The 14,848-nt window shown below is 38.1% G+C and carries 14 protein-coding genes and 1 riboswitch; of the genes, 12 read left to right on the forward strand and 2 right to left on the reverse strand.

Annotated features, from left to right (window positions below; genetic code table 11):
• Position 1: 1 nt before the first annotated feature.
• Entirely contained in the window at positions 2-973 is a 972-nt protein-coding gene (gene moaA, locus A3Q34_RS07680) for a GTP 3',8-cyclase MoaA (RefSeq protein ID WP_070374826.1), read from the reverse strand.
• A riboswitch (molybdenum cofactor riboswitch) is annotated at positions 960-1,110 on the reverse strand. Its footprint overlaps the gene before it by 14 nt.
• A gap of 229 nt (positions 1,111-1,339) precedes the next feature.
• Here moaA and moeA point away from each other — a divergent pair.
• From moeA to ung, 12 genes are all read left to right on the forward strand, one after another.
• Positions 1,340-2,575, forward strand: a complete 1,236-nt coding sequence (moeA, locus tag A3Q34_RS07685) for a molybdopterin molybdotransferase MoeA (RefSeq protein ID WP_070374827.1) — start codon at positions 1,340-1,342, stop codon at positions 2,573-2,575.
• A gap of 35 nt (positions 2,576-2,610) precedes the next feature.
• Complete coding sequence (locus tag A3Q34_RS07690; protein WP_083277936.1) at positions 2,611-3,309, forward strand: alpha/beta fold hydrolase; 699 nt, start codon at positions 2,611-2,613, stop codon at positions 3,307-3,309.
• Between the two features lie 21 nt (positions 3,310-3,330).
• On the forward strand, positions 3,331-4,746 hold the full coding sequence (gene dbpA, locus A3Q34_RS07695) for an ATP-dependent RNA helicase DbpA (protein WP_182241773.1): 1,416 nt from the start codon (positions 3,331-3,333) through the stop codon (positions 4,744-4,746).
• Positions 4,747-4,922: 176 nt separating this feature from the next.
• Positions 4,923-5,288, forward strand: a complete 366-nt coding sequence (locus tag A3Q34_RS07700) for a YebG family protein (protein ID WP_070374830.1) — start codon at positions 4,923-4,925, stop codon at positions 5,286-5,288.
• A 55-nt stretch (positions 5,289-5,343) separates the two neighbouring features.
• Positions 5,344-6,057: a M48 family metallopeptidase gene (locus A3Q34_RS07705; protein WP_070374831.1), complete on the forward strand. Its 714-nt coding sequence runs from the start codon at positions 5,344-5,346 to the stop codon at positions 6,055-6,057.
• Positions 6,058-6,583: 526 nt separating this feature from the next.
• Positions 6,584-6,949 (forward strand): response regulator, encoded by a 366-nt coding sequence (locus A3Q34_RS07710; protein WP_070374832.1) that lies wholly within the window; start codon positions 6,584-6,586, stop codon positions 6,947-6,949.
• Positions 6,946-7,554, forward strand: a complete 609-nt coding sequence (locus A3Q34_RS07715) for a chemotaxis protein (RefSeq protein ID WP_070374833.1) — start codon at positions 6,946-6,948, stop codon at positions 7,552-7,554. The genes A3Q34_RS07710 and A3Q34_RS07715 overlap by 4 nt, the downstream gene beginning before the upstream one ends.
• Positions 7,555-8,502, forward strand: a complete 948-nt coding sequence (locus tag A3Q34_RS07720) for a sensor domain-containing diguanylate cyclase (protein WP_070374834.1) — start codon at positions 7,555-7,557, stop codon at positions 8,500-8,502. It begins immediately after the preceding gene.
• A gap of 322 nt (positions 8,503-8,824) precedes the next feature.
• The gene (gene thrA / locus A3Q34_RS07725) at positions 8,825-11,281 is read left to right on the forward strand and encodes a bifunctional aspartate kinase/homoserine dehydrogenase I (RefSeq protein ID WP_070374835.1); all 2,457 of its coding nucleotides are present in this window, start codon (positions 8,825-8,827) and stop codon (positions 11,279-11,281) included.
• Complete coding sequence (thrB, locus tag A3Q34_RS07730) at positions 11,281-12,228, forward strand: homoserine kinase (protein ID WP_070377059.1); 948 nt, start codon at positions 11,281-11,283, stop codon at positions 12,226-12,228. Before thrA ends, thrB begins: the two co-directional genes overlap by 1 nt.
• A gap of 39 nt (positions 12,229-12,267) precedes the next feature.
• Positions 12,268-13,563 carry a threonine synthase gene (gene thrC / locus A3Q34_RS07735; protein ID WP_070374836.1) on the forward strand — a complete coding sequence of 432 codons (1,296 nt, stop codon included), beginning with the start codon at positions 12,268-12,270 and terminating at the stop codon, positions 13,561-13,563.
• Between the two features lie 66 nt (positions 13,564-13,629).
• Positions 13,630-14,319, forward strand: a complete 690-nt coding sequence (gene ung, locus A3Q34_RS07740; protein ID WP_070374837.1) for a uracil-DNA glycosylase — start codon at positions 13,630-13,632, stop codon at positions 14,317-14,319.
• Positions 14,320-14,559: 240 nt separating this feature from the next.
• Here ung and rmf read toward each other — a convergent pair whose 3' ends face one another.
• Positions 14,560-14,736 carry a ribosome modulation factor gene (rmf, locus tag A3Q34_RS07745; RefSeq protein WP_070374838.1) on the reverse strand — a complete coding sequence of 59 codons (177 nt, stop codon included), beginning with the start codon at positions 14,734-14,736 and terminating at the stop codon, positions 14,560-14,562.
• Between the last annotated feature and the right edge of the window lie 112 nt (positions 14,737-14,848).

A 14,848-nucleotide genomic window follows, 5' to 3' on the forward strand; every position in this document is an offset into this window, starting at 1 on the left:
CTTAGCCACCCAACATCGCAAGGTTTTTGGTGGCACCGGTGAGTTTATCTTGCAGAAAATGTGTGGCTTTTTTATCGGTCATCATCGCGCGAATCTGTGCTTTCAATGGCTCAATATCATCTTGCTGTAAATACTCTTTTAACGGTAAACCTTCTTCGGTAAATAAGCATAAATGTAATTTACCTAATGAACTTATCCGCAAACGATTACAAGTACTACAAAAGTCTTTACTGTACGGCATAATTAAACCAATTTTACCTTGATAATCAGGATGATAAAACTCTTGTGCTGGGCCTGCTGCTTTATCGTTAACTACAGGTAACCAACCATCTAATATTAGATTTTGCTTAATACGTGCACCCTGTACATGTTGTGCATCAAAAAATTCTTGGTTATCACCGGTTTGCATTAATTCAATAAAGCGTAATGTCACCGGAGTCACTTTCAGCCAATCGAGAAAAGTTTTAATGTCGTGACCGTTGTATTCGCGCATTAATACAGTATTAATTTTAATTGTTGCACGACCGTCTGCCAACGCCATATCTATGCCTTTTAAAATATGGGGTAACTTATTATGGCCGGTGATTGAATGGAACATGCGCGGGTCAAGACTATCAATACTGATATTAATCGCGTCAATTCCTGCATCTAACCAGCCTTGCAGATGTTCAGGTAATTTATAACCATTAGTGGTTATCGCGACTTTTTTAATACCAGGCGTTTGCTTACAAGCAGCAATAATTTCAGGTAAGTCTTTTCGCAGTGAAGGTTCGCCACCGGTTATACGGATTTTCTCTGTACCCATTTGAGCAAAAGCGTTGGCAACACGCTTAATTTCGTCAAAGGATAGAAAATCACGGTCATGGTCACACGAATAACCATCAGGTAAGCAATAGGTGCAACGGAAGTTGCAAACGTCAGTAATAGAGAGGCGCAAGTAATAAAACTTGCGACCGAAGTTGTCTGTTAACATCTCACCTTTCCAAATGTAGGGAGGCTAACAAGTTTCCTTGTTAACCCTGGTGGTTATAGCAAAATTACTATTAACCACGGCTTAAATAGCATTCTAAAAAAAGATTTAGCTAGAAAAGCTCGGCGAATAATTCATTTAATGAATACAAGTATAGTAAACTATTTCACTATTAAAATACGGCTAGACGATAAGTAATTTTGATATGCATCAAAAAGTCATCACTTTACACGTATTATTGATAGGTAAATTTACGTCATAATAACGTATTCCTATGCTGTTAAGTAAATTGCAATAGGCGCGAATGGGAATAACAAGCAGGCGGTGCTAATTTGCCGTGTAAAATTAAATATAATAAAAGAGTTACTTATGGTTGATTGTTGTTCTGCTCCTGGATTATTACCTTTCGAACAAGCGATGGAAAAAATGTTGTCGGCGATTACGCCGATCGAAAAAACTGAGTCGGTTTCTTTGGCATTAGGTTTAAATCGTGTGCTAGCTCGCAACATTTCGAGCCCATTAAATGTTCCTCCTCATCATAATTCAGCCATGGACGGTTATGCCTTAAAATTGGCAAGTTTACAAACGACCGATACATTAACTATGATTGGCCGGTCAATGGCTGGCGCGCCTTTTCAAGGTGAATGTAAAATCGGTGAATGTATTCGTATAATGACAGGTGCAAAATTACCAAGTTGTTGTGATACCGTTGAAATGCAAGAGAACTGCCAAGCAAAAGATACCGGCATTACATTTCTAGAAAACCGAGAGTTTAACGATAACATTCGCTTTACCGGTGAAGATATCGCAATAGACCAAGCCGTTTTTAGCCGAGGTAAAAAACTTTCGGCGATAGATATTGGTGTACTGGCATCTTTAGGTGTACCAACAGTAGAAGTCTATCGTAAAATTACTGTTGCTGTATTAGCAACCGGCGATGAATTAAAATCTCCGGGCGAAGTCCTTAATGACGGTGATATTTATGAAAGTAATAGCCATGCATTAATTGCGATGTTGACTAAACTGAATGTTACGGTTATAAATTTTGGTATTATCGCTGACGATGAACAAGCAATACGCACTGCATTTGAACAAGCCGATCAGCAAGCCGATGTTGTAATTTCCTCAGGAGGTGTTTCTGTAGGTGACGCCGATTATACTAAGTTGATACTTGAACAATTAGGCGAAATTGGTTTTTGGAAAATAGCCATGAAACCCGGTAAGCCTTTTGCTTTTGGAAAATTACCTAATAGTTACTTTTTTGGCTTACCCGGCAACCCTGTTTCAGCCTTGGTCACCGCACATCAATTGGCCGTACCCGCATTATTAAAATTACAGCATGCTCAAGCTAAAAAGTTACCGCTATTAAAAGTAAAAACAGCCACCCAATTAAATAAGCGCGCCGGACGCATGGACTTTCAACGGGCGATATTGTCAACCAATCACCAAGGCGAGATGATAGTTACCAGTACAGGTAGTCAAGGCTCAGGAATTTTAACCAGCATGTCGACGGCCAACTGTTATATTGTTTTACCGGCAAACCAAGGCAACGTTCCCGCTAATGAAATGGTTAACGTGCAACTATTTGATGATGTTATTCAGTAGCATTATCTATTTTTAGCTTGTTATGAACACACAATATGACGATTAAAATATATTGCCTGCCGGGTACCATGTGCGATCAACGTCTGTGGCAGGCTTGCATCACTTACTTACCTGAAAATGTGGAGCTTATCCACATTGCCATCCCCGTGGAAAATAGTATTGATAAAATAGTCACTGCGCTTGAACAAAAACTCCCAGTAGGAAAAATAAATTTAGCGGGTTTTTCTTTAGGGGGATATATCGCGTCGGCTTTTGCGCTGAAATATCCTAATAAAATTAACAAACTACTGCTTATTTCTAATATGTCTTATTTGTTGCCACCCGCTCAATTAAAAGAGCGCATCCGCACGATTGCTTATGTAAAGTTGCATGGTTACTCAGGCATCACCAGCAAACGTATAACTGCCCTGCTGCATCCAAGCAAACACAACAATCAAGACATCATTAACTGTATTCGAGCAATGGATATTGAGTTGGGTAAGGATACACTTATCCATCAATTAACAGTGACCACCCAACGCGAGAATTTATTAGTAAAACTTCCTACGCTTGCCATCCCCATTCAGTTCTTAATTGGTGATAATGACTCGCTGGTTACGTTAACGCGCATTACCACTATTTTAACGCAATCACCGCTGATTTCTTTAATAACACTTGCCGACACCGGCCATATGTTACCGCTTGAACAACCAGAAAAGTGTGCTGGCAATATGATTCGTTTTTTTATCGAGTAATAAGCATTTAAACAAGGTAAAATGGCGTATTATTTTTATGCCAAGGAATTCCCGTTGAGCCAGCTTAGTTTTTCCACCTTACAACTCAAACCTGAGTTAATTCAAAATTTAGAGTCTATGGGTTATCAACAGATGACCGACATTCAAGCCCAAAGCTTGCCAACTATTATTGCCGGTGGTGACGTTATTGCCCAAGGTAAAACAGGCTCTGGTAAAACCGCTGCCTTTGGCCTAGGTGTTTTAGAAAAACTAGACGTAAAACGTTTTCGTATTCAAACACTGATCCTTTGTCCAACACGTGAATTAGCTGACCAAGTAGCGAAAGAAATTCGTAAATTAGCCCGTGCCATCCATAACATAAAAATATTGACCCTTTGTGGCGGTATGCCTTTTGGCCCGCAAGTTGGTTCTTTAGAGCATGGTGCTCATATCATTGTTGGCACGCCAGGAAGAATTGAAGATCATTTAGGTAAAGGCACATTAAAATTAGACGATGTGAATATGCTAGTGCTCGATGAAGCCGACCGTATGCTAGAAATGGGCTTCCAAGCCTCCGTTGACTTTATTATTAGCCAAATTCCTCAACAACGACAAACCTTATTATTTAGTGCAACTTACCCTGCAGAAATTGCCGATATTGCTAAAAAAATAATGCAATCACCAACCAAGGTAACCGTTGAGGGAAATCACGAAGAAAGCACCATATCACAGCATTTTTATAAGGTGGAGAATGACAGCGAGCGTATCGACGGTATCCGTTTATTGTTATTAAAGCATCAACCCGAATCAAGTATCGTTTTTTGTAACACCAAAAAAGACGTACAAATTGTTGTCAATGAACTACGTAATTACGGTTTTAATGTTCAAGATTTACATGGCGATTTAGAGCAAAGAGATCGTACCGAAGTATTAGTTCGCTTTGCCAATAAGAGTATTTCAATTTTAGTCGCCACCGATGTTGCCGCGCGTGGTTTAGACATTGATGCGCTAGATGCCGTATTTAATTATCATATCGCTCGTGATAGCGAAATTCATGTACACCGTATTGGCCGTACAGGCCGAGCGGGTAGCACAGGTATTGCTTGTTCTTTTTTCAGTGAAAAAGAAAGCTACAAAATAGGTTTATTAGAAGATTACCTTGACCGAACTATCGAAGGCGAATTACTGCCAGACGCTAGTGTATTAAACGCCTCGGTGTATTCTCCGAAAATGGCAACGATACAAATAGATGGCGGTAAAAAACAAAAAGTACGTGCGGGCGATATCCTTGGCGCTCTAACTGGCGATAAAACTATTTCAGCTAGCGAAGTGGGAAAAATTCAATTATCAGATAACTGGGCTTATGTAGCTGTAAGTCGAAAGTTTGCCAAACAAGCCTTCAAAAAACTCAGTGACGGCAAGTTAAAAGGTCGTAAATTTAGAGTGAGATTACTATAGTAACTATCGGTTAAAACAGTATTTATCAATAACGAGGTTTTATAAAATGATTGTATTTTAATGAAAACCTCGTATGATACTGTTGTTTTGTACAGTTAATTTTGATTGTATAAGCGGTTTTAAATCGTATATGATAAAACCATCAAGCGTAATATTGATCCTATAAGGGAAAAAAAATGGCAGTTGAAAGTCGATTTGTCGTCATTAGACAAGGTGTGGAGGTAGAAACATTCATGGATAAAAAAGCAGCAGACGAGTATGACAAAATGCTTGATATGGCTGACAGCTTAGCCGAGATGTTTGAAGCCAGCAGCTTTAATATTGATGAAAAAGTGCGTGAAGAACTCTGTATTTATCTAGCTAAGAATCGTGAAGATGTGCTTGTTGCTTTGCAAGCTAAGAAAGCTAAGCCAGAGACTGCTGCTAAAAAGAACGTTACAGCACCAGTTGAAACAGTAAATAGCACTGACTCGTCGCCAGAAATTGAAGCAACAGCAAAAGTAAAAGCGCCACGTAAGGCTAAAGCGAGCACAAGTAAATAAAGTGCGCTGTACTGGTTTGAATTTATCTTTACTTAACACTAGATAATATTGAATTATGTTGTCATATCAGCTCATTCGTAGCGTTAAAAGAAAAACGGTTGGCTTACAAGTTAAGCACGGAAAAATTATAATCCGTGCGCCAAAATATGTTTCTGAAGATGATATAGCGAACATTGTTAAATCAAAAAGTCTTTGGCTACACAGAAAAATTGCCGAGCAAAACGCACAACCTGCCAGTCAAAATAATCATTATCAAAAAGATAGCCAATTGCTTATTAATGGCGAACTTAAAACACTGGATATTCATTATGGTCTATTTCCAGAAATAACGCTTCATCAAGATACCATCATAGCGACTCTCGCTAGTAAATTAAAAATCAAAATAGCTGATGATATAAAAACCCGAGATAAATATGTAAAGCAACAACTTGAAGCTTGGTTAAAGCAGCAAACTTATGCTTATATTGATGAAAACTTATCTCTTTACGCGGAAAAAATTGGTGTTTTACCCAAATCGTTTAAAGTCAGATTGTACAAGTCTAGATGGGGCAGCTGTAATAGTCGAAGTGAACTTAGTTTCAGTTCTTTATTAGCCATGACGCCTAAATGGATTATCGATTATGTAATAGTTCACGAGCTTTGTCATCTTAGGCACATGAATCACTCAACTAAGTTTTGGCAATTAGTGGCGCTTAACTACCCTAACTACGATTCAGCTAAAGCATGGTTAAAATCCCACCAAAACCAATTACAATGGCCGACTATTTAATGGTCATAATATCCTCGTAGGGGATAAATGAGCGAACAAATAAATATTTTTATAAAGAAAATAAAATCAATTCTGTATTAGCCTAATAAAATTCACAACAATTTCCTCAGCTTACATTATATTGTGGCACGAATATCGCTTAGTATTTGAGTACTAATTTAAATTCACAAGATATGACAATTTATTAACCATTGTTATAATCAATAGATGAAGAGATAAACGATGAAATTCAAAACATACAGCTGGAAAGCTATTGCGATTTATACCCTTTCGACAATAATGTCTATCGTGTTAATTAACCTAATAATCACCTTCTAAACAGGTAAAAAATAAAAGTATCATGGAAAGATTATCACTAATTTTTGACCGTATTATTTTTAGTTTGTTGTTATATTGTGCAATGATTAGAGAGATCTTCATTAAAAGCATAAAAAATCAGCATTTTTGTACTTTATTAATTAACAGTACCGCTTATTTAAGGTAGATTAGCGTTATAAAATAAAAAAAATAAAGGATTACCGATTACATGAGCTTTTCAGTTCTTGTTTGTGATGACTCTAATATGGCCCGTAAACAAGTTTTACGTAGCTTACCAGAGCAACTATCAGCTAATGCGCAATTAGCAAAAAATGGTCAAGAAGCTGTTGAACTTTTACGCAGTCAAGTATTTGACATTCTATTTCTTGACCTTACTATGCCTGTTCTAGATGGCTTAGGTGTACTTCAAACCCTAAAAGATGAAAACATTACACCGGCAATTTTTGTTATATCAGCCGATATACAACCAGAAATGCAAAGTAAAGTACTTGAACTCGGTGCCAAAGCTTTTTTACGTAAACCAGTTGAATTAGAAGTCCTTAACACTAACCTAAGAAATCATGGTTTTTTATGAGCGATCTCAACTTAAATGAAGATCAGCAAGATTGTTTACAAGAAATAATTAATGTTGCTATGGGTCAAGCAAGTGACCAACTTGCCCGATACTTAAATACCTTTGTTTATTTAAAAGTACCTAGTATTGAACAAGTCAGTACGCTTAGCCTGCTTAATTCGTTAAACAGTGATGAAAATTCTGCTGCGGTAGTAAGTCAAGGCTTCTTTGGTTACGAAGGCATTCGCGGTGAAGCACTGCTTATGTACAAGCCGAAAGATTCTGATCGACTTGCAGATTTACTGGGCTATGAGCCTGATGAATTATCTGTTGAAGAACAAATTATCGACTTAAGTTCTATTTTAACCACCACCTTCTTAAATGTTTTTGCTAAACAAATAGATAATCAAATGTCTTACAGTGCGCCGCGTTTATTAGCGGGTTCACAAAGTGCAATATCCGATCATCTTGCCCAACAATCATTTAACTGGGACTTAGCTTTAAAAGTTAAAATAACTTATCAAGTTACTGATTATTCATTTAATTGCGATATGGTTTTGTTTATTCCTGAGTCAGCAATTATCAATATAAAAACAGTTATTGACAGAATTTTGGAAGAGTTCTAAATGCTTGCTGATGATATTTGTCCTGATATTGCCAACAAATTAAATACCGGTATTCTCATCATAGATAGTCAATACAATATCGTATTTTGGAATCGATATTTACAAATTCATGCGAACAAAAAGCCTGAAAATGTTATTGGACAAGATATTTTTATTGTCTTCCCCGAGCTGCCAGAAAAGTGGTTCAAAAGAAAAATTGAAAGTGTCTTTCAACTAAAAACCCAGTCTTTTTGCTCATGGGAACAAAGACATCACCTTTTTGAATTGCCTCATACCCGTCCTATGACGACAGACAGTCACTTTATGGCACAAAACTGTACCTTTTTGCCGCTTGAAAATAAGGAAGCTAACGAGCACGTTTGTATTCTTATCGAAGATGTTACCGATGTATGCCATTACCAAAGTAAGCTGAACAAAACACTTGAAGAGCTTGCACAGGCCAATCGTATCGATGGCTTAACACAAGTCTTTAACCGCAAGCATTGGGAAGAGTGTCTCGAAAAAGAATTTTCGCGCGCACGTCGTTATCAGCATGGTTTAGCGCTTATTATGTTCGATTTAGATCATTTCAAATTACTTAATGATACTTACGGACATTTAGGTGGCGATATAGTATTAATAGAAACCGCTAAAGTGATCAGTGAACTACTGCGCTTAGGTGACTTATTCGGTCGCTATGGCGGTGAAGAATTTGCGATTATTCTGCCTAATACCGATATTATTGGCGCTTTAGATGTTGCTGAGCGGATCCGCGTTGCGATCAGCAAAAATGTCATTAAGTTTCAAGAAATCGAAATAAATGTTACCGCCAGTGTTGGTGTTGCAGTCATCACCGAAGCAGACACCCGTTATGAAGACTTAATATCCCACACAGACCTTGCTTTATATGACGCTAAGGCTTCTGGAAGAAACATAGTTTGTGCTGCAAAAAAGATTATTTCAGCCTAAAAAACTGAATATATTCGCTTTATTATCCAAATAAACCCTCTTACTGCTTATTTATGAATAAAGTATAACTTTTTATTCATAAATAACTATTGACAGTAAAACACCGCTCAGGCATTTTATAACCATGAAAACATTTGTCCGTCGTATTACCATTATTATTATCACTACCACCCTCAATGGGATGGTTGTCATCGGCTGACGTGTCAAAAACACATAAATAAAAGCCCGTGACCCCTTAGGTTCCGGGCTTTTTTTTGTTTTAAGGTTTTAATCATTGCAAGTTCTTTGGCTCGCAAAGAATTTACAATAAAAAGGAAGTAAAATGCGTGTATTAAAGTTTGGAGGTTCATCTCTAGGGTCAGCAGAACGTTTTGTGCAAGTTGCCAAAATTATAGCTGACAAAAGTAACGATTCTGCTGTTGCCGTTGTTGTTTCCGCCCCACAAGGCGTAACCAACCATTTAGTGGCTATGGCAGAGAATATTAGTGATGAAATAAAATTACAAAATGATTTAGAACACTTCAGAAAAGCCATTATAACCATTATCGATGATCTTGGTGCCAGCTTACCAAAATTCAGCCCATTACATGCAGAGCAAGTCCTTATAAACTGGGAGCATAAGCTTTCACGTTATCTACAAGGCGCAACTATGTTGTCTTATTGCCCGGATCATATCCGCGCTATAATTATCAGCATAGGTGAGCGTTTAAGTGTTGCCTTGCTCGAATCAGTGTTGAACGCACAAAATATTAAAACGTCTGTTATTGAACCAGAAAAATTTTTAATCACCAACGAAGCGTCTCTTAATGCAGTCGCTGATTTAGTCTTATCAAAAGAAAACTTCGAAAACCATTACAACAATCTCAATAAAGTTGCCTTAATGCCGGGTTTCATCGGTGTTAACAAACAAGGGCAAGTAACGACACTTGGCCGCAATGGTTCTGATTACTCTGCTGCCGTTCTCGCGGTTTGTGCTCAAGCTGAATGTTGTGAAATATGGACGGATGTTGATGGTGTTTTTAACGCAGATCCTCGTCTAATAAAGGAAGCAAAATTACTTGATTACTTGTCATATCAAGAAGCGATGGAACTTTCATATTTTGGTGCTAGCGTGCTACACCCAAAAACGATTGGCCCCATAGCTCAATTTCATATTCCTTGTTTGATTAAAAATACCGGTAATCCTGATGCGCCAGGAACCTTAATATCTAACGAGGATGATCAAACTAAAAAAGTTAAAGCGATATCTAATCTTGATGATTTAACTATGGTCAATGTCTCAGGACCGGGTATGAAAGGTATGGTTGGCATGGCAAGTCGTGTATTTGCCACTATGAGTCAAGAAAAAATTTCTTTAGTCTTAATTAGCCAGTCTTCCAGCGAATACTGTATCAGTTTTTGTATTCACACCAGTGATGCTGAATTAGCCGAACTAAGCTTACAACAAGAGTTCGAGCTGGAATTACTCAATGGTTTACTTGAACCGTTGAAGTTACAACATGAATTATCGATTATTTCTCTGGTTGGTGACGGTATGCATCACCAACAAGGGGTTGCTGCTAAGTTTTTCAGTTCATTAGCCCAAGCACGTGTCAATGTCATCGCTATTGCCCAAGATTCGTCAGAGCGAAGTATTTCTGTTGTGGTAGAAAAACGTAAATGTACTGATGCAATGAAAGTCAGTCATCAAAATTTCTTCACCCACAAACCCACTATTGATGTATTCCTTGTTGGTTGCGGTGTTGTTGGTAGTGAACTTCTTGCGCAAATTGCTCGTCAACAACCTAAGCTTAAAAAGCAAAATATTTCCTTAAAGGTTTACGGCATTGCTAACAGTAAAGGTATGGTTTTTAATACTGAAGGTATTGATTTAGATAACTGGCAAGCAGAAATGAAAAGTGACGCAGTTCCAGTAAATGTTGAAAACATCAAGGCTTTTGTCCGCGAGAATCACCTGATTAACCCGGTGTTAGTCGACTCAACCTCTAGTGAGTCTTTAGCGATGAGCTATGTAGAGTACCTTGAAGAGGGTTTTAATATTGTAACGCCAAATAAAAAAGCCAATACTGACTCTTGGCAATACTATCAAGCGTTGCGCAGTGCAGCACAGAAGTCTAACCGTCGCTTCTTATATGAAACAACAGTTGGTGCTGGCTTACCCGTAATTGATACCTTACAAAGCTTGCTAAAAGCGGGTGATGAATTAGTACGTTTTGAAGGGATATTGTCTGGTTCACTTTCCTATATGTTTGGAAAACTAGAAGAAGGTATGACCGTTTCTCAAGCCACCGCTATCGCCAAAGAAAATGGCTTTACCGAGCCTGACCCTCGTGACGATTTAAGCGGTATGGACGTAGCGCGTAAATTGTTAATCATGGCGCGTGAAGCAGGAATACCGCTTGAGTTATCAGATATCTCTATAGAATCTGTGTTACCTGCAAACTTTGATGCGAGTGGTGATGTCAGTGAATTTATGAAGAACTTAGCGAAAATAGATGATGAATTTTCTCAACGAGTAAAAGTCGCAAAAGCTGAAGGTAAAGTTTTACGTTATATCGGCAATATAGTTGATGGAAAATGTAAAGTTGCCATTGAAGCTGTTGCCAATGATCATCCACTTTATAGTGTTAAAGATGGTGAAAATGCGTTGGCAATACATAGCCGTTATTACCAACCCTTACCGTTTGTATTACGCGGTTATGGCGCAGGTGCTGCGGTTACCGCCGCAGGTGTGTTTGGCGATCTATTAAGAACATTAGCATGGGAGCAGCAGCACTAATGACTATATCTGTTTTTGCTCCTGCATCAATAGGCAACTTAAACGTTGGCTTTGATGTTTTAGGTTTAGCGGTTAAGCCCATTGATGGTACTTTATTAGGTGATGTAGTTACTATAGAGTCAGCCACAGAGAATAAGCTGATTGTGATTGGTGAATTTGCCAATAAGCTACCCGGTAAGGCCACAGACAATATTGTTTGGCATTGTCTAGAGCTATACAACCTAGCACTTGAAAAAGCGCAACAAGCGGTTAAAAAAGTACAACTAACACTAGATAAAAAGATGCCGGTTGGCAGTGGTTTGGGCTCAAGTGCTTGCTCTGTAGTCGCAGCTCTGGTCGCACTCAATGAATTTTATCAGCAATATTTTGATGAAAAAACACTGTTATTTATGATGGGTCAAATGGAGGCAAAAATAAGTGGCAGTTTGCATTACGACAATGTCGCGCCATGTTATTTAGGTGGTTTGCAATTAATGGTGCCGGACAAACAGCTTATTAGCCAGAGTTTGCCCCTATTTGATCATTGCTACTACGTAATGGCTTACCCAGGTATTAATGTCTCAACGAAAGCTGCGCGCGATGTTTTACCCAAGCAATACAGTCGTGCTGACGCCATTACTTTCGGACAAAATTTAGCAACTTTTGTTGATGCTTGCCACCGTAATGATAAACAACAAGCATTTTCAGTACTCAAAGATGTACTTGCAGAGCCTTATCGTCAGCACTTGTTACCAAAATTTATCGAAGCTAAAGACTATTTAAGCGCTCAAGGTCATTTAGCTGTAGGCATTTCAGGATCAGGGCCTACGTTGTTTTGTGTCTGTGATTCGCTTGAAAAAGCCCAAGATAGCGCGCTTTGGTTACAAAAAAATTATTTACAAACAGACTCAGGTTTTGTTCATGTCTGTCAGGTTCACTTAACGGGTGCTGAGAGATTGCCCGCTTAATCACTTTATTAAAAATACCAAATTTATTAGGAATATGTTGTGAAATTTTATAATTTAAAAGAAAACGATGAACAAGTCAGTTTTGCTGGTGCGGTTAAGCAAGGACTAGGAAAAAATCAGGGACTCTTTTTTCCTGAAACAATCCCAGTGTTAGATAATATCGATGAATTACTCGCTATGCCTTTAGTTGAAAGAAGTGTACATGTCCTCTACCCGTTTGTAGAAGGTGATTTAACTAAAGCGCAATTAACTGAGATTGTAACCAGTGCTTTTAACTTTCCAGCACAAATTCAACCCATCAATAAAGACAGAGCTATATTAGAGCTTTTTCATGGTCCAACACTCGCCTTTAAAGATTTTGGCGCGCGTTTTATGGCTAAATGTTTGCAAGTTTTTAGCAAAGATAAAAAGATCACTATATTAACGGCGACCTCAGGTGACACAGGCGCGGCGGTTGCTCATGCTTTTCATAACATTGAAAATATTCGTGTGGTGATCTTATATCCGAAAGGAAAAATCAGCCTGCTACAAGAAAAAATGTTTACGACCTTAGGCGGCAATATTGAAACACTCGCTATCGACGGGAGTTTTGATGATTGTCAGGCGTTAGTTAAAAAGTCATTCGATGATAGAGAGCTCGCTACTACTATAGGTTTAAATTCAGCTAACTCAATAAATATCAGCCGCTTATTAGCTCAGGTATGTTACTACTTTGAAGGGTTTGCACAGTTATCTCGTCAAAAGTGTAAAAGCGAATTAAACGATGTTGTGGTATCGATTCCCAGTGGTAACTTTGGTAACTTAACCGCTGGTTTATTTGCTAAAGCACTCGGTTTACCGATAAAAAGATTTATTGCGGCAACAAATGCCAACGATACTGTGCCTCGTTACCTAAAAACAGGTGAGTGGACGCCTAATGCTACTGTAGCGACCATTTCAAATGCTATGGATGTTAGCGATCCAAATAACTGGCCTCGCGTTGAACATATGCTAAAGTCTGGCATAGTTCCTAGCGATTGTATTAGTTCAGTTTCAATTGATGAAGAACAAACACAGTCAACTGTTTTACAGTTAGCCAAGCTGGGTTACATCAGTGAACCACATGCAGCCGTTGCCTATAAAGCGTTACAGTACAATGCAGATGAAGGTGAATTTGGTGTATTTTTAGGCACCGCACACCCAGCAAAATTCAAAGAGGTGGTTGAAAGTATTTTAGGACAACCAATCGGTTTACCAAAAGAACTTGCTGACTGCGCCAGCGAAACCATTTTATCAAAAGATATGGCCGCTAACTTTAGCGACTTACGTGATTATTTATTATTAAACGATCACTAATTTCGTTCAGTTAAAAACACGTTTATAATGGTCGTTAATTTAGATTAACGGCCATTTTTATACCTCATGATAAATCAAAATATTAAGCCGCAATGGCAACAACTTATTAATCAAGAACAAGCCAAGCCATATTTCATTGAACTAAACCAAGTAATTTCTCAACAACGAGCAAAGGGCGAAGTTATCTTTCCTGCGCAAAACGATATTTTTAATGCCTTTTGTTATCAAGATATTAAAGACACTAAAGTGGTTATTTTAGGGCAAGACCCCTATCACGGTGAAGATCAAGCTCACGGACTTGCTTTTTCTGTGCAACCCGGCATTAAAGTCCCACCTTCTTTAGTCAATATTTATAAAGAGCTTGTTAATGAGTTTGCTGACTTTAATAAGCCAAGCCACGGTTGCTTAACGCAGTGGGCAGAGCAAGGGGTGCTATTACTGAATACGGTTTTAACCGTCAAACAAGCACAGGCTCATTCTCATGCTAAGTTAGGTTGGGAAACATTTACTGATGCAGTAATAAAGCACATTAATCAAGAAAGTAGCGGTTGTGTATTCTTACTTTGGGGAGCTCATGCGCAAAAGAAAGGAAAAAACATTAATACCGAAAAGCATTTTGTATTAAACGGGCCTCATCCTTCACCTTTATCGGCATATCGCGGTTTTTTTGGCTGTCAGCATTTCTCAAAAACCAACCAATGGTTACAATCAAAAAATATGACTCCGATAAACTGGCAGTTGCCTGAACAAGCATAAGGTTAACTAAAAAAAGATACAGTCCTTGGTAAACATCAAAAAAAATGACTCCGATAAATTGGCAGTTGCCTGAACAAGTATAAGCTTAACTAAAAAAGATACAGCCATTGGTAAACATCAAAAAAAATGACTCCGATAAATTGGCAGTTGCCTGAACAAGTATAAGCTTAACTAAAAAAAGATACAGCCCTTGGTAAACATCAACAAAGGGCTCCTTTTTATTAAAAATAAGATGTTAACTTATAACTTGAATAGTCCTAGATTTTTATCCGTTAACGCATCACGCCAACCCCCTAGCCATTCTGATTTTGCATCCGTATTTTGATAAGGACATTTTTCTTTTGTTTTTCCGGTGAGGCCTGCTTTATAACCATTGGAATGTGCTCTGCCTAGACGATCTCTTTTCTTTGTTTGCATTGATAACTCTCCATCATTGTTTTGGTGATACTTATTAATACTTGTCGAATAAAACAGCAGTCGACAATTCAGTTAAGAATAAGCAAGAGGCTAAATCAAGTAAAATTACGAT

Source organism: Colwellia sp. PAMC 20917, assembly GCF_001767295.1.
Classification (GTDB): Bacteria; Pseudomonadota; Gammaproteobacteria; order Enterobacterales; family Alteromonadaceae; genus Colwellia_A.

Excerpts from the sequence above, each read along its gene's own strand:
- dbpA (WP_182241773.1), top strand. The coding sequence starts at position 3,331 with ATGGCGTATTATTTTTATGCCAAGGAATTCCCGTTGAGCCAGCTTAGT.
- moeA (WP_070374827.1), top strand. The coding sequence starts at position 1,340 with ATGGTTGATTGTTGTTCTGCTCCTGGATTATTACCTTTCGAACAAGCG.
- thrB (WP_070377059.1), top strand. The coding sequence starts at position 11,281 with ATGACTATATCTGTTTTTGCTCCTGCATCAATAGGCAACTTAAACGTT.
- thrA (WP_070374835.1), top strand. The coding sequence starts at position 8,825 with ATGCGTGTATTAAAGTTTGGAGGTTCATCTCTAGGGTCAGCAGAACGT.
- moaA (WP_070374826.1), bottom strand. The coding sequence starts at position 973 with ATGTTAACAGACAACTTCGGTCGCAAGTTTTATTACTTGCGCCTCTCT.
- ung (WP_070374837.1), top strand. The coding sequence starts at position 13,630 with ATGATAAATCAAAATATTAAGCCGCAATGGCAACAACTTATTAATCAA.
- A3Q34_RS07710 (WP_070374832.1), top strand. The coding sequence starts at position 6,584 with ATGAGCTTTTCAGTTCTTGTTTGTGATGACTCTAATATGGCCCGTAAA.
- A3Q34_RS07700 (WP_070374830.1), top strand. The coding sequence starts at position 4,923 with ATGGCAGTTGAAAGTCGATTTGTCGTCATTAGACAAGGTGTGGAGGTA.
- A3Q34_RS07720 (WP_070374834.1), top strand. The coding sequence starts at position 7,555 with ATGCTTGCTGATGATATTTGTCCTGATATTGCCAACAAATTAAATACC.
- rmf (WP_070374838.1), bottom strand. The coding sequence starts at position 14,736 with ATGCAAACAAAGAAAAGAGATCGTCTAGGCAGAGCACATTCCAATGGT.
- A3Q34_RS07715 (WP_070374833.1), top strand. The coding sequence starts at position 6,946 with ATGAGCGATCTCAACTTAAATGAAGATCAGCAAGATTGTTTACAAGAA.
- A3Q34_RS07705 (WP_070374831.1), top strand. The coding sequence starts at position 5,344 with ATGTTGTCATATCAGCTCATTCGTAGCGTTAAAAGAAAAACGGTTGGC.
- A3Q34_RS07690 (WP_083277936.1), top strand. The coding sequence starts at position 2,611 with ATGACGATTAAAATATATTGCCTGCCGGGTACCATGTGCGATCAACGT.